The sequence below is a fragment of the Mycobacterium sp. 236(2023) genome, from assembly GCF_029623955.1.
In the GTDB taxonomy this organism is placed as follows: Bacteria; Actinomycetota; Actinomycetes; order Mycobacteriales; family Mycobacteriaceae; genus Mycobacterium.
In genome coordinates, this window is record NZ_JARSBP010000006.1 from 49,017 (window position 1) to 65,722 (window position 16,706).

A 16,706-nucleotide genomic window follows, 5' to 3' on the forward strand; every position below is an offset into this window, starting at 1 on the left:
TCAGCGCCGGATTCCGCTCGTGCCCAGGATGGTCAGCTCCAAAGCCAGCGCGGTGCCGCACACGAGGGCGACGACGGCGAAGGTCACCCAGTCGCGGCGCTTGGGCCCGGACGGAACGGCGGAGATCTGTCCGGCCCCGCCGCGCGCGGTGATCGCGTCACCCATCTCGTCGGCGCGGCGCAGCGCGACGGTGATCGCGGCGGCGAGCATGTCGATCAGTTCGGAAGCCAGCTGACGGCCACGGGCGCGCCGGTTGCCGTCAGTTTCTTTGGGCCGCAGTCTGCGCGCGGCGTAGAGGGTGGTGAATTCGTCGATCAGCATCGGAAAAGCCCGTAGCGCCAACGCAACTGTGACCGCCCAGTCGTCGACCGGCACCCGCAGCGGCCGCAGCGGACGGCCCAGTTTGGCCACCGCCGGAGCCACTTCGGCCACATTTGTGGTCCATGACACCATCGCGCCGAGACCCAGCAGCACGATCGACAAGGCGGTGATCCGCAGGAAGTTGAGCAGTCCGCCGAGGCCCAGCGTGACGGAACCGAGCGTGATCTCCGGGGAGCCGCCGGCGAATGTCGCGGTGACCGCGCCGAGAAGGAGCAGCAACCACAGCCAGGACGGGATCGACGGCAGCACGCCTCGCGGGATGTGGGCGATACGCGCGGCGATGACGACGAGCAGTGCCACGGCGCCGATGGGCACCCAGCCGGGGTAGAACGTCAACAGCACGCCGATCGCCGCGACGATGAGCAGCTTGGAGCCGGCCCACAGCTCGTGCATCAGGGTGCGGCCCGGCACCGGCCGCAGCAGGACGACCTGCCTGCGAGGTTTGCGCGGTGCGGCAGCCGCGGTCATGACATGCCTCCGGCTGTCGTGGGCGCCGCTGCGAGGACGCCGTTCTCCAGGTGCAGGGTCCGGGGGCACAGATCCTCCAGCCCGGCGAAGTCGTGCGAGATGACGACGACGGTCAGGCGGGTCCGACGACGCAGGTCCTCCAGCAGGCGGAGCAGTCCGCGCTGCGACGCCGCGTCGAGCCCGGCCAGCGGTTCGTCGAGGATCAACGCGCGCGGTGAGCGGGCCAGCAGGCCTGCGAGGACCACTCGCCTCATCTGCCCACCGCTGAGTTGATCGATCCGGCGCGACGCCAGCGTCGGGTCCAGGCCGACCATGTTCAGCGCCTCGGTGACCCGCGCCTGGTCGTATTTGGAGAAGCCCGCCGACGAGGCGATCTCCAGCGCGACGTGGCTGCGCATGAGCTGCAGCCGTGCCGCCTGGAAGGAAATGGCCACGGCACCAACCTGATCGGACACCGGCTTGCCGTCGAGCAGGCACGTGCCGGAGGTGGGCACCGTCAATCCGGCCATGATCCAGGCCAGTGTGGACTTTCCCGAGCCGTTGAGACCGTGGATCAAGACGCCGTCGCCTTCGTGGACGGTGAAGTCGAGTCCGCTCAAAGCTGCTTTCGCCCAAGGGGTTCCGGTGCCGTACTCGTGGCCGACACCGCGGACCTCCAGGACGGGCGCACCGCGCGGAGTGTCGGGCGCAGTCGTGGCGGATGGAGCCTCCGCCGTCGGCACCATGTCGGTGTTGTCGGCGGCCCCGCCGTTGCCGGCCAGCGCCACCGTGCGATCGGCAGCATCGGCTTCGTCGTTGTAGTGCGTGATGTGAATCAACGCGGTGCGGTGTCGTGTCGTCAGCCCCGACAACACCGACATCAGGGCGTCCCGCCCGTCCTGGTCGACCATGCTGGTGACCTCGTCGGCAATGAGCAACGACGGTTCCCGGGCCAGCGCCCCGGCGACGGCGAGCCGTTGCAGTTCGCCGCCGGAGAGACCACCGGTGTCGCGCTCGGCCATCCCGTCGAGGCCGACCTCGGCGAGCAGTCGGTCCACGTCGGTGGCGGTGCCCGGCGGCAGGCCCCAGACGACGTCGTCGGCGACACGGGTGCCCAGCACCTGACTTTCGGGGTGCTGCATGACGACCGCGGTGCCACCGAGCTTGCCGAGCCCCACCGCACCGGGACGTTCGATCGTCCCTGCGGTCGGTTCGCGGCCCGACAGGACCAGCATCAGGGTCGTCTTACCGGAGCCGTTGGCGCCGGTGACGGCGATGTGTTCGCCGGGTTGCACGGCGAGCGACACGGGTCCGAGCGCGTCGTTGTCCCCGTGCGGGTAGCGGAAGCGGATATCGGTGAGCTGCAACGGGATCGGCGCGACGGCCCCGCCGTCGGCCGAGGCCTCGAGCTTGTGCACGTCGGGGACGCCCATCAGGCGCGTCATGACGCGCGACAGCGCCCACCAGCCGACGAGACTGACGAACGTGATCGAGACGATGCCGGAGACGAAGAACAACAGTGGCCAGTACTGCAGCGCAGTCGCGAAGTCCCGGGTGAGGCGCTCGGCGACCGGCTGCAGGCCCGGGATGCGTTCGAGGATCGCGGCGGTGCCGTCGATGTTGGCGGTCATCGATTCGAAGATCAGGTGACGCAGCCGGCTCAGAACGGCGAGGGCGGCGACGATGAGCGCGCCGAACAGGGCGCCGGCGACCAGGGCACAGGAGAAGACTGTCAGCGTGCCGCGACCCCGCCGCTTGACGATGCCGGTCAGTCCACCGATGTAGGCGCAGTTGATGACCGTCATGAAACCGCCCATGCCGGCGATGAGGAAGGCGATCAGCCCCCCGGCCACCATCGCGGCAAGCAGCACCCGCAGCCGGTAGCGGTAGGCCAGCAGGCCCATGGGGACGGTTCCCAGAAGCGACAGGCCGGCGGCGAACGGGACGACGACGGCGATGATGGCGATCGCAGCGCAGAGCGCGGCCATGACGGCGGCCTGGGCCAGCTCGACCGATTGGAGTCGTCCAGTCCGTCGAGGCGCGCTCTCCGGGCCGGCCGAGTTCATTTCTCGATTCTGCCAGTCGCCTGAGAGCACTCGCGGGCACCGGGTTGTGACTGACACCACTTCACGCCGTTCGTTGAAAACATAGTAAAGCTATGTAATCATGGGCGGATGTCGTCGACACTTGGCTCAGACCTGCTCGCCGTGGTGGCCCGGATCAACCGGCTGGCCAACCAGCGGCTGCGGATGCCGGTCCCGTTCGCGCAGGCACGTCTATTGTCCACGATCGACGACCGGGGCGAGGCGCGTATCTCGGATCTCGCCGCCCTCGACCACTGTTCGCAGCCGACGATGACGACGCAGGTCCGTCGACTCGAAGACGCCGGCATGGTCACGCGCGCCGCCGACCCGAACGACGCCCGCGCCGTGCTGATCCGGATCACACCCAACGGGGTTGCGGCGCTGCGCCAGGCGCGCGCCGACCGCGGCGCCGCCGTGGACCCATATCTGGAGCGCCTCTCCGAATCCGATCGCGCGTGCCTCACTCAGGCCGTCGTCATCATGCAGCGGCTGATCGAAGACGCCGCGACCCCGGCCGTCGCGGCTCGCTGACGTCGAAATTCTCAGCCGATTCTGGCCTCGACTTGAGCTGATTCATAGATTTTCTATATAGTTCCCCTATGCTTCGTTCCCAACCCAAGGCGGTCTATGCCGTCGCGTTCGCTTCTGTCGTCGCCTTCATGGGCATCGGTCTCGTCGACCCGATCCTCAAACCGATCGCCGACAACCTGAACGCCTCGCCGTCGCAGGTGTCGCTGCTGTTCACCAGCTACATGGCCGTCATGGGTGTCGCGATGCTGATCACCGGCGTGGTGTCCAGCCGCATCGGGCCGAAGCGCACCCTGCTCCTCGGGCTGGTCATCATCATCGCCGGAGCCGGCCTGGCCGGACTGAGCGACAGCGTCATGGGCATCGTCGGCTGGCGCGCGCTGTGGGGACTGGGCAACGCCCTGTTCATCGCGACCGCCCTGGCCACCATCGTCAGCTCCGCCCGCGGCTCCGTCGCGCAGGCGATCATCCTCTACGAGGCGGCGCTGGGGCTCGGCATCGCCGTCGGACCGCTCGTCGGCGGCGTCCTCGGCTCGATCTCGTGGCGCGGCCCGTTCTTCGGCGTCTCCGCGCTGATGGCGGTCGCCCTCGTCGTGACCGCGTTCCTTCTGCCCGCCACGCCGCCGGCCACGCGAGCCACCACACTCGCCGACCCGTTCCGCGCGCTGCGCCACCGCGGGCTGCTCGGAGTGTCGGTGACCGCCCTGCTCTACAACTTCGGCTTCTTCACCCTGCTCGCCTTCACCCCGTTCCCCCTCGACATGGGCGCCCACGAGATCGGCTTCATCTTCTTCGGATGGGGCCTCGCGCTGGCGTTCACCTCGGTGGTCGTCGCCCCCCGGCTGCAACACCGCTTCGGCACCGTGCCCACGCTCGTCGTCAACCTGCTGCTGATGACGGCGACCCTCGTCGTGATGGCACTCGGCACGGACAACAAGGCCGTCCTGGCGGGTTGCGTCGTCGTCGCCGGACTCTGGATCGGCGTCAACAACACGCTGATCACCGAAACCGTCATGAAGGCTGCGCCTGTCGAGCGCGGCGTGGCGTCTGCGGCCTACAGCTTCATGCGATTCGGCGGCGCCGCGGTGGCTCCGTGGCTGGCCGGCGTTCTCGGCGAGCGCGTCAGCGTGCACCTCCCCTTTTGGGTCGGTGCCGGCGCAGTGCTGCTGGCGGCGGTCGTCCTGTTCGGCGTGCGTGGCCATCTGACCCAGGTCGACGCCCCCGAATCGGAACTCGACGAGCTCAACGACGAAGCCACCGCCGTCACGGTCGGCAGCGACAGCTGATCAGCCGGTGACCGCGGCACCTATCAGGTGCCCAACGAGATACGTCGCGCCGACGGCGGCCAAGCCCAGGACCAACTGACGCGACGCTCCGATGGCCACAGGCTGGCTGGTGAATTTCGCCGCCGCACCACCGGCGAGCAGGAGCCCGACGCCGCCACACGCCAGCCCGGCCCACAGCGACTCGAACCCGAGAAGGTAAGGCAGCAGCGGGATGATGGCACCCGTCGCGAACATCAGGAACGACGAGATCGCTGCGACATACGGCGACGGCTTCTCCCGCGGATCCACCCCGAGCTCCTGGACGAGATGGAAGTTCATCGCCTTCGTCTCGTCCCGGTGAATCTCGTCGGTGGCCTTCGTCGCCGTCTCCGGCGTCATCCCCATCTCGGTGAGCATCGACACCAACTCGGCGCGCTCGGCCTGCGGGTGTTTCCGAAACGCCCGCTTCTCGACTTTGACCTCGGACTCGATCTGCTCGTTGGCCGTCGTGACCGATGTGTACTCCCCCAAGGCCATCGAGAACGCCCCGGCCAGCAGTCCGGCGATGCCGCTGATGACCACCGTGTGCGCACTTGCCGACGCCGCCACACCGGCGATCAGCGCGGTGTTGCTCACCAGACCGTCCATCGCACCGAATGTCGCGGCCCGCAGCCACCCTCCGCTCACATCGGAGTGCTTGTGGTCAGCGACGTGAGGTCTGCCGGTCGGCGAGAGGGGCCTCTCGGCGCGCTGCGTCATGGTGACGATTGAACACCCCCGCGGGCGGCTGGGCACTCAGGTTCTCCCAGGTTTGTGACATCACAGTTTGCGGTTCCCCGTCTGCGGCTACCGTCGTGACATGACCACCACGGCGGAGCATCTGCGCAATTCTCTCGACGGCCGTTTCCGGGACGTGAAGAACCGCGTACGACTCGAACTCAGCGACGAGATCTTCCGGCCGCACTACACCCCGAACACCGTTATCGCCCGCACCAAGGTGGGCGAGCAGTTGCGGATCATGGCCTCCCGCGGGGCCGCCGAAGACGGGTTCAGGAAAGAACACGGCGGCAACGGCGACGTCGGCGCCGCGGTCACCCAGATCGAGATGCTCGCGATGAGCGACCTGTCCCTGATGGTCAAGGCCGGCGTGCAGTGGGGCCTGTTCGGCGGTGCGATCGAGAATCTCGGCACCGAACGTCACCACGAGGCCTACGTCAAGAAGCTGATCGACCTGGACCTGCTCGGCTGCTTCGCGATGACCGAGACCGGCCACGGCAGCGACGTGCAATCCCTGGAGACGACGGCGACCTACGATCCGGCGACCCAGGAGTTCGTCATCGACTCGCCCACCCCCTCCTCGCGGAAGGATTACATCGGCGGTGCGGCCCAAACTGCCCGGGTGGCAGCGGTTTTCGCGCAACTCATCACTCCCGACGGCAAAAAGCACGGGGTGCACTGCCTGGTGGTGCCGATTCGCGACGACAAGGGCGAGGATCTGCCCGGCGTGACGACCTCGGACTGCCACTACAAGGGCGGACTTCCTGGCGTGGACAACGGCCGCATCCAGTTCGACCAAGTCCGGGTGCCCCGCGAGAACCTGCTCAACAAGTACGCTGACGTCGCCGAAGACGGCACCTACTCCTCCCCCATCGAGAACCCCAACCGGCGCTTCTTCACGATGCTGGGAACGCTGATCCGCGGCCGGGTCACCGTCGGCGGCAGCGCAGGTGCCGCCGCTCGGGTGGCGCTCGACATCGCGACCCGATACGCGTTGGAGCGCAGGCAGTTCGAGGATCCCGACGGTGGTGAAGTGCTGCTGATGGACTACCTCGTCCACCAGCGCCGGCTGTTCCCGCTGATCGCCAAGTCCTATGCGCTGCAGTACGCGCAGAACGAGCTGGTGGCCCGCTGCCATGAACTGCAGACCGCCGACGATCCCGATCCCGAGGAGCAGCGCGAGCTGGAATCGCGTGCCGCAGGCCTGAAGGCCGCCAACACGTGGCACGCCACCCGCGCCATCCAGGAAGCGCGCGAAGCCTGCGGTGGCGCAGGCTATCTCGCCGAAAACCGGTTGATCGCCCTCAAGGCCGACACCGACGTGTTCACCACCTTCGAGGGCGACAACCACGTCCTGTTCCAGCTGGTCGCCAAGGAGCTGCTGACCGCCTACGCCGACGACATCAAGGGCATGAGCCCCGTGGACTGGGTGCGTTTCGCCGCCAACTTCGCCGGTGAGCGGGTGATGAAACGCACTGCGGCGCAGACGATCATGCAGACCATCCTGGATACCCGCGAGGACAACGAAGAGGAAGGCAGCCTCTTCAACCGCGGCACCCAGGTCAAGATGTTCGAGGACCGCGAGGAGTACATGTTGGCCTCGGTGGCCCGTCGGCTGCAGAGCAAGTCCAAGGAGATGAGCGCGTTCGACTCCTTCAACTCCGTCCAGGATCACGTGCTGCACGTGGCGCAGGCCCACATCGACCGCATCATCCTGGAGGCGTTCGTGGCGGGCATCGACGCCTGCCAGGACAAGACGGCGCGCGAAGTCCTCGGGCTGGTCTGCGACCTGTACGCGCTGTCAGTGATCGAAGAGGACAAGGCGTGGTTCGTCGAGCACCGCTTCCTGTCCACCGAACGCGCCAAGGCCGTGACGCGCGGCATCAACGACCGGTGCCGCAGGTTGCGCCCCCACGCCGAGCTCCTCGTCGACGGATTCGGCATCCCCGAACAGCTGCGCTACGCCGAGATGTTGCACCCGGAGCACATTCCGGACGCCGACGAGCACAAGCGCAAGGACGCCACCAGCGCGGGCGTCATCTGATCACTCGTTCGGGATCGGATCCAGAATCGTCAGCCTGCCGTCTTCGAGGGTGACCCGGGCCGAACCGATGCCGGTCGGGCAGCAGGGCTCGTCCTGACCCTGCTTCCACTGGTACTGCACGACGGCGTCGTGCTCACCCTGAGCCGTAACGGTGATGTAGGGCCGCGGCTCCATCGTCGGTGAACCGACAGGAGCGGGGCCGTCGAAGAACAACACCTGCTGCGCGCTGTCGGGTTGGTCGCCGGACGTGACCACGACCCACTGCAGCTGGCAGTCGGCGGCGTGACCGCGCGACGCTTCGCGCCACGGGCCGGGCGGCAGCAAGGCGAACTCGGCCTCCACGTCCTGCGCCGAGGGGCCGGGCCCGCAGTCGGCGGCGGCGGCCGAACTGGTCGATGCCGGCTCAGGCGTGCTCGATCCGCACCCACCGACCACGAGCCCGAGGATCAGCAGGACCAGCGCCACGGGCCTGGTGTGAAGACGCATGCCCCAAGAATAAGCGGCCCGAGCATGCGCCTGCGAAAACCGTTGCCGCGCCAGAAAAAAAGCGCCGCGACCTTGGGTCGCGGCGCTGGTACTGACGCTCCCCCGGGTGGACTCGAACCACCAACCCTCCGGTTAACAGCCGAATGCTCTGCCAATTGAGCTACAGGGGATTGCACTGCCCACGGCGGCTTGCCGCGAACCAGAGAGCACTCTAGCGCACGTCGGCGCGCAAGTGCCAATGCGCCTCCGGGTCCGTCGCCAGTACCTGAAATGAGGCAGGATAGACACCGAACCCATCGTCGATTCGAACCTCTGGAGGGCCCCTGTGATCGGGTATGTCGCCGCAGCTGCTGCCGGCTACGTGCTGGGAACCAAGGCCGGCAGGCGGCGTTTCGAGCAGATCCAGGGCACCTACAAAGCCGTCACCGGCAGCCCCGCCGCCAAGGCCGTCATCGAGGCCGGACGACGAAAAATCGCCGAACGGGTGTCTCCCGATCCGGCGATGGTGAAGCTGACACGCATCGACTCCGGCACCGAAGTTCTGGAGCCGGAGTCGATGGCGAAGAAGAAGGGCTAGCCGATCGGCTGGCTGATCGTGGTGCCGGGCAGCAGCGGGCTGGTCTGAACGCCCCACACGCCGTAGCCGCCGCCGTAACCGATTCCCACGTTCGGGGATCCGACGGAGACGCCACTGCCGTTGGAGTACGACAGGCAGTTGCCGTCGGCCTGGTTGCCGAACCACGCCAGGCAGCGAGGTGCCGCGGTGGTTTCTGCAGCGGTGTCGGCCGTGCTCATGGACACGTAGAGCGGGAGAGCGACGGCAGCGGCCGCGATGGCCCCCGCGATCACCCGGGACTTGTTGGTCTGGATCTTGTTCACCAGCACGTAAAGCTCACCTTCTCCCCAACGGAAACACAGCTCGGAACCCAAGCGCCTCAACCATAACCTGCCTATCGCGATCACGCAGTCAGGTCGTTACCGCTGGCCTGTTCCAGCAGGCTGCGGCGGTAGGCCTCCATCGCCACCAGGTCACCGAACAGCGAGTGGTATTCATCACCCTGCTCCACCGGCGACATGCGCTGCAGCTTCGACTTGACCTCGGCGATCTGCCGCCCGATCCACACCTCCTGCAGCCGGGCCAGGACGCCGCCGATGTACCGGGGCAGCTTCTCGTCGTCGGCATTGATGGCCTCGACGCCCAGTTCGTTGATGAGGCTGGCCGCCTGCGGAGAGGACGTCTGCTCGCGCACCGCCTCGATCCACTGGGCGCCGGTGATCCCCGACGACGTGCCGCCGGCAGCCTCGATCGACGCGCGCACCGCCGTATAGCCGGGATGGGTGAAGCTCTCCGCGGTCAACGAGTCGAACACCGGACCCGCCAGGGCCGGGAACTGCAGCGCCGACTTCAGCGCCTCCCGCTGCGGCCACAGCGTGGGATCGGCGGGGTCGGGACGCGCTGTCCCCTGGACCGGCGCGGCCGACCCGCGCGATGCCTGCTCGGCCGCGGCGCCGCGCCTGCGGGACCTGTCCGGCATCCCGCGCTTGGTCGCTTCCTCGCGGACACGGTTGAGCACCTGGCTCTCGTCGTTCCAGCCGGTCCAGCCTGCGAGACGGCGCGCGTACTCGTCCCGCAGCGCGTAATCGCGGATTCTCGACACCAGCGGCACGCACTGGCGCAGCGCGTCGACCTTGGCCTGCGGGTCGTTGTCGAGGACGTCCCCGGCGGGGATCAGGCTGCGCACCGCGAACTCGAACATCGGGATGCGCCGCGCGACCAGATCGCGCAGCGACCCGTCTCCGGACTTCAACCGCAGATCGCACGGGTCCATGCCGTCGGCGGCGACGGCGACAAACGACTTCCCAGCCACCTGCTGGTCCCCGTCGAACGCCTTCAACGCGGCAGCCTGCCCCGCGGCATCACCGTCGAACACGAAGATCAACTCACCGCGGTACCAGTTGTCGTCCATCATCAGCCGCCGCAACAACGCCAGGTGGCTGTCGCCGAACGCGGTGCCGCACGAAGCGACGGCCGTCGTCTCGCCGGCCATGTGCATGGCCATGACGTCGGTGTAGCCCTCGACGACGACCGCGCGGTGCGCCTTGGCGATGTCGCGCTTGGCCATGTCGAGGCCGAACAACACCGAAGACTTCTTATACAGCACCGTTTCCGGGGTGTTGACGTACTTGGCTTCCATCGGATCGTCGTCGAAGATCCGGCGCGCACCGAAGCCGATCACCTCGCCACCGCTGGCACGGATCGGCCACAGCAGGCGGCGGTGGAAGCGGTCCATCGGCCCGCGCCGCCCCTCGCGCGACAATCCGGCGGCCTCGAGCTCCTTGAACTCGAATCCCTTGCGCAGCAAGTGCTTTGTCAGCGTCTCCCACCCCGACGGGGCGAAACCGCAGCCGAACTTGGCGGCGGCAGCTGCGTCGAAGTTGCGCTCCTGCAGGTACTGCCGCGCCGGTGCCGCCTCCTCGCTCTGCAACTGCTCGGCGTAGAACTCCTGCGCGGCCGCGTTGGCGGCGAGCAGCCTGCTGCGACTCCCCCGATCCCGTTGGACGTTGGTGTTCGACGCGCCGGTATAGGTGACGGTGTAGCCGATGCGATCGGCGAGTAGCTCTACGGCCTCGACGAAGCTGACGTGCTCGATCTTCTGCAGGAAGGCGTAGACGTCGCCGCCCTCGCCGCAGCCGAAGCAGTGGAAGTGGCCGTGGTTGGGGCGGACGTGGAACGACGGCGACTTCTCGTCGTGGAAGGGGCACAGCCCCTTCATGGAGTCCGCACCGGCGCGGCGCAGCTGGACGTAATCACCGACGACGTCCTCGATGCTGACGCGCTCACGGATGGCGGCGATGTCCCGATCGGGGATCCTGCCCCGCCCTCGAGTCACTTCGGCCGCCACCCGGCCAGTCTAGAGCCAGCGGCGAACCTGATTACGCGGGTTCCAGCCGCTCCAGCCGACCTTCGGTCATCGAGGCCACCTGGTCGATGACGACCCGCAGCCGCGCGCAGTCGTCGGCCGCCGCGTTGAACTCCGGCACGAACAGCGGATCGAGGGTGGCGGGCGCGCCGCTGAGCACGAAGTCGACGACGGCCTCGACGCGGTCACGTTGCTGCCCCTGCACATCCAGGTGTGCCGGGTCGGACATGATGAACTGCAGCGCCAGGATCTTCAGCACCGCGACCTCGGCCCGGACCACCGTGGGGACTTCCAGATTGGCGCGGTAGCGGACCAGACGGCCGGGGCCGGACACGTGGCGCGTCGCGGCGATCGCCGACGACGCGAACCGTCCCACCAGCTCACTGGTCATCGTCTTGAGCGCCACCGATGCCGTCAGCGTGCCGTCGTACTTGCCGACGGCGGCGACCGCGGGCAGCACCGACAACCGCTCGGCGGCCTCGACGAGGTCGGCCGCGGCCAGGCCGCCGCCCATGCCGTGGGACTGGCCCAGCCGTCCCAGCGCGTTCACCGCGTCGTCGTCGGCGAGCACCCGCAGGTCGATGCGCCCCGAGATGACGCCGTCTTCGACGTCGTGCACCGAGTAGGCCACGTCGTCGGCCCAGTCCATGATCTGGGCCTCCAGACACGACGCCCGGTCGGGCGCGTCACCGCGCACCCAGGCCGCCGCATCGGCGTCGTCGGTATAGAACCCGAACTTGCCGCCCTCGGGCGGGCGGAACCATGGGTACTTCGTCACGGCGTCGAGTGCGGCCCGGGTCAGGTTGAGGCCTGCGCTTCGTTCTTTGTGGCCTTCGCGCCCTAGGACTTTCGGTTCCAGCCGGGTGAGGATGCGGAAGTTCTGCGCATTGCCCTCGAATCCGCCGCACGCGTCGGCGAGCTGGTTGAGGGCGCGTTCGCCGTTGTGGCCGTACGGCGGATGGCCGATGTCGTGCGCCAGCCCGGCCAGATCGACCAGATCAGGGTCGGCGCCGAGCCCGACGGCCATGCCGCGGCCGATCTGAGCCACTTCGAGGGAATGCGTGAGCCGGGTGCGCGGCGTCTCGCTCTGCCGGGGACCGACCACCTGGGTCTTGTCGGCCAGACGGCGCAGCGCCGCGCAATGCAGGACGCGGGCGCGGTCGCGGGCGAAATCGGTGCGGTGCTCGGTACCGGTGCCCGGCAACGCGGCAGCCTTCGCCGGCTCGACCACCAGACGCCGGCGGTCGAACTCGCTGTAGGGATCACGTTGCGTGAGATCAGTGGACACCGCAGCACAGTCTGCCAGGGCGGATCGCCCGGTAATCGCGGCACTGCGACTGCGCCGCACTAGATTGGCGGTCATGCGTGTCGCCCGCCTGTTCAGCATGCTGCTCGCCGTTCTGACCGTCGGACTCCTCTGCGCGCCGGGGGCTACGGCCGAGCCGCCGTTCCGCGTGCCCGATTACGTGACCGACCGCGCGCAGGTGCTCACACCCGAACAGCTCATCCAGGTCGAGGACGCACTGACGCAGCTCTACGACGGGCAACGGGTCCGGCTGTGGGTCGTCTACGTCGACGCGTTCGGTCAGAGCGCTGCCGGCTGGGCGCGAACCACCATGCAGCTCAGCGACTTCGGCGACCGCGACGCACTGCTGGCGATAGCGACGCAGGAACGCGCCTACGCCTTCCAGGTGCACTCATCCGTCATGTCGCAGAGCGCGGCAGCGGCCCTGCAGACCGATGTCATCGAACCCGCTTTGCGCAACGACGATTTCGCGGGCGCCGCCGTCGCCGCCGCAGACGGGATCCGCTCGGCACCCTCGGGATCGTCATCCGGTGGCGGGATGTCGTGGCTCGCGCTGCTCATCCTGCTCGGGCTGCTCGGCGTGGCCGTCGTCGTCCTGTGGCTGTGGGCGCGGCGACGCCGCCGCCAACGCCGGGCGGCCGAATTCGAGGCGGCCAAGCGCGTCGACCCCGCCGACCCCAACGCCCTGGCGTCGGTACCGCTGGACGCCCTCGACGATCTGAGCAAGGCGATCGTCGTCGACGTCGACAACGAATTGCGCACCAGCGAGAGCGAACTCGCGATCGCCGTCGACGAATTCGGCGAGCAGGACACCGCCGCGTTCACGCGCGCGGTGACCAATGCGCGGACGACGCTGACACAGGCGCTCAACGTGCGCCACATCCTCGACGACGCGGTCCCCGAGACGCCGCAACAGCGGCGCGACCTGCTGACCCGCGTCATCGTGTCCGCCGCGAAAGCCGATCAGGAGCTCGAAGCGCAGCGCGAGGCGTTCGCCGCGCTGCGGGATCTGGTCATCAATGCCCCGACCCGGTTGGACACCCTGACCCAGCAGATGATCGATCTGACCACCCGGACCGCGCCCGCCGAACAGACGTTGAGTCGACTGAAGTCGCAATTCGCCGAGACCGCACTCGTTTCGGTGGCCGACAACATCGACGAGGCCAAACACCGACTGCAATTCGCCGAGCAGAGCATCTCCACGGCGCGCACCCTGGTCGCGCGGCCCGCGGGCAGCCAGGCTGGGCTGGTCGACGCCATTCATGCCGCGGAGGCCGCGCTCGGCCAGGCCCGCACGCTGCTGGACGCCGTCGATACCGCGTCCACCGATATCAGCCGGGCGGTGGCCGGTCTTCCCGCCGCGATCGCCGACACGCAGAACGGCATCAGCCAGGCCGGCGCCCAACTGGCGAAGGGCAATCTCGCGGTCGCCGATGATCTCAGTGCAGCCAGAGATGCTGCGGTGCAGGCGGTGTCGCATGCGCAGAGCGACGGCAGCGCAGATCCTCTCGGAGCGTTCACGCGGCTCGCGCAGGCCGACGCCGAGCTGGATCGGCTGCTCGCCGACGTCATCCAGGAACGCGAGACCGCCGAACGGCTCAGCCGCACCTTCGACCAGGCCCTTTACACCGCGCAGTCCCGGGTGCGCGCGGTCTCGGACTACATCGACACCCGGCGCGGCGCGATCGGCCCCGAGGCGCGAACCCGGCTGGCCGAAGCGGTGCGTCAACTGCAGGCCGCACGAGACAAGCGTGAGACGAACCTCAGTGAGGCCATCGCCCACGCCAACGGTGCGGCCATGCTGGCCTCACAGGCGCAGTCGCTGGCCAACTCAGACGTCACTGCCGCGCAACGACACTTCAATGGCCCGTACGGCGGCGGGGGCGGTGGCGGTCAGATGGGCGCCGTGATCGGCGGCATCCTGATCGGCAACCTGCTGTCCGGCGCGATGCGTGGCGGCCTGGGTGGCGGCGGTTTCGGCGGCGGCTTCGGCGGTGGCGGCGGCGGTGGGGGCTGGAGCGGCGGCGGAGGCCGCTTCTAGCAGCCTTTGAGGCGCACCGCGAGGTAGTCGGACACCTCGGACAGCGCCACCCGCTCCTGCGTCATCGCGTCGCGCTCGCGGATCGTGACGGCCTGATCCTCCAGCGAATCGAAGTCGACCGTGATGCAGAACGGGGTGCCGATCTCATCCTGGCGGCGGTACCGCCGGCCGATGGCGCCCGCATCGTCGAATTCGACGTTCCACGACCTCCGCAGCTCGGCAGCCAGATCGCGCGCCTTGGGCGACAGGTCGGCATGCCGCGACAGCGGCAGCACCGCGGCCTTGACCGGCGCCAGTCGCGGATCGAGCTTGAGCACCGTGCGCTTGTCGACGCCGCCCTTGGCGTTCGGCGCCTCGTCCTCGTGATAGGCGTCGACCAGAAACGCCATCAGCGAGCGGGTCAGGCCGGCCGCCGGTTCGATGACGTACGGCACGTACCTCGTATCGTTGGCCTGATCGTAGAACGACAGGTCGACGCCGGAATGCTCTGAGTGCGTGGACAAGTCGAAGTTCGTCCGGTTGGCGATGCCTTCGAGTTCACCCCACGGGTTGCCCGTGAAGCCGAACTTGTATTCGATGTCGGTGGTGCCCGCCGAGTAGTGCGACAGCTTCTCCAGCGGATGCTCGTAGAGCCGCAGATTCTCGGGGTTGATGCCCAGATCGACATACCACTGGAAGCGGGTGTCGATCCAGTACTGGTGCCACTCCTTCGCCGAGTCCGGTTCGACGAAGAACTCCATCTCCATCTGCTCGAACTCGCGGGTGCGGAAGATGAAGTTGCCCGGGGTGATCTCGTTGCGGAAGCTCTTGCCGATCTGGCCGATACCGAACGGTGGCTTCTTGCGCGCGGTGGTCACCACGTTGGCGAAGTTGACGAAGATGCCCTGCGCGGTCTCGGGGCGCAGGTAGTGCAGGCCCTCCTCGGACTCGATCGGTCCGAGGTAGGTCTTGAGCATCATGTTGAAGTCGCGGGGCTCGGTCCACTGACCCTTGGTTCCGCAGTCGGGGCAGACGATCTCGTCCATCGGCACCGAATCGGGATCGTCAAGGCCCTTCTTGAGGGCGTACGCCTCCTGCATGTGGTCCTGCCGGTGCCGCTTGTGGCAGTTCAGGCACTCGACCAGCGGGTCGTTGAACACTGCGACGTGGCCGGAGGCGACCCACACCTGGCGCGGCAGGATGATGGCGCTGTCGAGGCCGACGACGTCATCGCGGCCCGTGACGACGGACCGCCACCACTGGCGCTTGATGTTCTCCTTGAGCTCGACACCCAGTGGCCCGTAGTCCCAGGCAGATTTGGTGCCGCCGTAGATCTCGCCGGATTGGAAGACGAGGCCACGACGTTTCGCCAGGTTTGCAACGGTATCGATGATCGAGGGTGCCACGGGTTGACAGCGTAGCGAGGCCGAGACGGCGATTCGAACGATATCCCCAGTTGACATGCATGGTTGCGCATGTATCGTGGTACCTAATGAAAACCGTTTCCAGTATGGCCGATTCGTCGGACGTCCATGACCACGGTGGCGCGTCAGCTGTCGAACTGCCGTCCCGCGCGGTCCTCGACACCGCCGGAGATCTGCTGCGCGCGCTGGCCGCACCGATACGCATCGCGATCGTGCTGCAGCTGCGCGAAGGCGCGCGGTGCGTCCACGAACTCGTCGACAGCCTCGACGTACCCCAGCCACTGGTCAGCCAGCACCTGCGCATCCTGAAGTCGGCCGGCGTCGTCGAGGGTTCTCGGTCGGGCCGAGAAGTGTTGTACCGCTTGGCTGATCATCATCTGACCGACATCGTGGTCGCCGCGGTGACGCACGCCGCCGAGGACACCGAATGACCGCCGAAGGCCGCGCCACGCGCCAACGGGCCGCAATTCGCGCACTCCTGGACAAGACCAGCGATTTCCGCTCGGCCCAGGAACTGCACGACGACCTCCGCCAGCGCGGCGAGGGCGTCGGCCTGACCACCGTCTACCGCACGCTGCAGCAGATGGCGGCGGCCGGCGTGCTCGACACGCTGCGCACCGACACCGGCGAATCGGTATATCGGCGCTGCTCAGACGATCACCACCACCACCTGGTCTGCCGGATCTGCGGTTCGACGGTCGAAATCCAGGGTGACCACGTCGAGAACTGGGCCTCAGAGGTCGCCGCTAGCCACGGTTTCTCCGACATCCGGCACACCATCGAGATCTTCGGCGTGTGCAGCGGCTGCGCGGCCGCGGGCAATTAGCGCTTCTTCATCCCGCGCCAGCCCACGAGCGCGATCAGCAAACCGCCGATCGCGATGAGCGGTCCCAGAACCGACCAGGTGGTGGTGCTGCTCATCGGACTGCCCTGCACCGCGCCGAAACCCTGAAGCGCGAACAGAAGACCGAACAGAGCGACGACGACGCCGACGATGACCATGGCGATACGCATGACATCGAC

16 protein-coding genes and 1 tRNA gene are annotated in these 16,706 nt (G+C 67.9%); 7 read left to right on the top strand and 10 right to left on the bottom strand.

Features of this window, described 5'->3' with window-relative positions:
- Positions 1-849, bottom strand: coding sequence for an energy-coupling factor transporter transmembrane protein EcfT (locus P9A17_RS23265; protein WP_278041112.1), 849 nt, complete (start codon positions 847-849; stop codon positions 1-3).
- Complete coding sequence (locus tag P9A17_RS23270; protein WP_278041113.1) at positions 846-2,894, bottom strand: ATP-binding cassette domain-containing protein; 2,049 nt, start codon at positions 2,892-2,894, stop codon at positions 846-848. The genes P9A17_RS23265 and P9A17_RS23270 overlap by 4 nt, the downstream gene beginning before the upstream one ends.
- Positions 2,895-3,002: 108 nt before the next feature.
- On the opposite strand from P9A17_RS23270, the gene P9A17_RS23275 reads away from it, so the two are divergent.
- Together P9A17_RS23275 and P9A17_RS23280 are read left to right on the top strand one after the other, a co-directional pair.
- Positions 3,003-3,443 (top strand): MarR family transcriptional regulator, encoded by a 441-nt coding sequence (locus P9A17_RS23275; protein ID WP_278041114.1) that lies wholly within the window; start codon positions 3,003-3,005, stop codon positions 3,441-3,443.
- 68 nt (positions 3,444-3,511) lie between these two features.
- The gene (locus P9A17_RS23280) at positions 3,512-4,726 is read left to right on the top strand and encodes an MFS transporter (RefSeq protein ID WP_278041115.1); all 1,215 of its coding nucleotides are present in this window, start codon (positions 3,512-3,514) and stop codon (positions 4,724-4,726) included.
- Here P9A17_RS23280 and P9A17_RS23285 read toward each other — a convergent pair whose 3' ends face one another.
- A complete protein-coding gene (locus P9A17_RS23285; protein ID WP_278041116.1) occupies positions 4,727-5,464 on the bottom strand; it encodes a VIT1/CCC1 transporter family protein in 738 nt (245 codons plus the stop codon).
- Positions 5,465-5,564: 100 nt separating this feature from the next.
- Between P9A17_RS23285 and P9A17_RS23290 the strand changes: the two genes are divergently transcribed.
- Positions 5,565-7,526, top strand: a complete 1,962-nt coding sequence (locus P9A17_RS23290) for an acyl-CoA dehydrogenase (RefSeq protein ID WP_278041117.1) — start codon at positions 5,565-5,567, stop codon at positions 7,524-7,526.
- Here the strand turns inward: P9A17_RS23290 and P9A17_RS23295 are convergent, their stop codons facing one another.
- Complete coding sequence (locus P9A17_RS23295) at positions 7,527-8,012, bottom strand: LppP/LprE family lipoprotein (RefSeq protein ID WP_278041118.1); 486 nt, start codon at positions 8,010-8,012, stop codon at positions 7,527-7,529.
- Between the two features lie 97 nt (positions 8,013-8,109).
- Positions 8,110-8,182, bottom strand: a tRNA-Asn gene (locus P9A17_RS23300).
- A gap of 155 nt (positions 8,183-8,337) precedes the next feature.
- Between P9A17_RS23300 and P9A17_RS23305 the strand changes: the two genes are divergently transcribed.
- Positions 8,338-8,589, top strand: a complete 252-nt coding sequence (locus tag P9A17_RS23305; protein ID WP_278041119.1) for a hypothetical protein — start codon at positions 8,338-8,340, stop codon at positions 8,587-8,589.
- Here P9A17_RS23305 and P9A17_RS23310 read toward each other — a convergent pair.
- Genes P9A17_RS23310 through P9A17_RS23320 form a run of 3 tightly spaced genes read right to left on the bottom strand, consistent with a single transcriptional unit; the run spans position 8,586 to position 12,221 of the window.
- Positions 8,586-8,942: a hypothetical protein gene (locus P9A17_RS23310; protein WP_278041120.1), complete on the bottom strand. Its 357-nt coding sequence runs from the start codon at positions 8,940-8,942 to the stop codon at positions 8,586-8,588. The two genes, P9A17_RS23305 and P9A17_RS23310, sit on opposite strands and share 4 nt — an antisense overlap.
- Before the next feature lie 29 nt (positions 8,943-8,971).
- Positions 8,972-10,903 (bottom strand): DNA primase, encoded by a 1,932-nt coding sequence (gene dnaG, locus P9A17_RS23315; protein WP_278041442.1) that lies wholly within the window; start codon positions 10,901-10,903, stop codon positions 8,972-8,974.
- Between the two features lie 43 nt (positions 10,904-10,946).
- Positions 10,947-12,221, bottom strand: a complete 1,275-nt coding sequence (locus tag P9A17_RS23320; protein ID WP_278041121.1) for a deoxyguanosinetriphosphate triphosphohydrolase — start codon at positions 12,219-12,221, stop codon at positions 10,947-10,949.
- 73 nt (positions 12,222-12,294) lie between these two features.
- On the opposite strand from P9A17_RS23320, the gene P9A17_RS23325 reads away from it, so the two are divergent.
- Entirely contained in the window at positions 12,295-14,280 is a 1,986-nt protein-coding gene (locus tag P9A17_RS23325) for a TPM domain-containing protein (protein WP_278041122.1), read from the top strand.
- Here P9A17_RS23325 and P9A17_RS23330 read toward each other — a convergent pair.
- The gene (locus P9A17_RS23330) at positions 14,277-15,722 is read right to left on the bottom strand and encodes a glycine--tRNA ligase (protein WP_278041123.1); all 1,446 of its coding nucleotides are present in this window, start codon (positions 15,720-15,722) and stop codon (positions 14,277-14,279) included. The two genes, P9A17_RS23325 and P9A17_RS23330, sit on opposite strands and share 4 nt — an antisense overlap.
- Before the next feature lie 29 nt (positions 15,723-15,751).
- Here P9A17_RS23330 and P9A17_RS23335 point away from each other — a divergent pair, with 29 nt between their 5' ends.
- Positions 15,752-16,114, top strand: coding sequence for a metalloregulator ArsR/SmtB family transcription factor (locus P9A17_RS23335; protein ID WP_278041124.1), 363 nt, complete (start codon positions 15,752-15,754; stop codon positions 16,112-16,114).
- Positions 16,111-16,509, top strand: coding sequence for a Fur family transcriptional regulator (locus P9A17_RS23340; RefSeq protein WP_278041125.1), 399 nt, complete (start codon positions 16,111-16,113; stop codon positions 16,507-16,509). The genes P9A17_RS23335 and P9A17_RS23340 overlap by 4 nt, the downstream gene beginning before the upstream one ends.
- Here P9A17_RS23340 and P9A17_RS23345 read toward each other — a convergent pair.
- A complete protein-coding gene (locus tag P9A17_RS23345; RefSeq protein WP_278041126.1) occupies positions 16,506-16,697 on the bottom strand; it encodes a hypothetical protein in 192 nt (63 codons plus the stop codon). The genes P9A17_RS23340 and P9A17_RS23345 overlap by 4 nt on opposite strands.
- Positions 16,698-16,706: the final 9 nt, after the last annotated feature.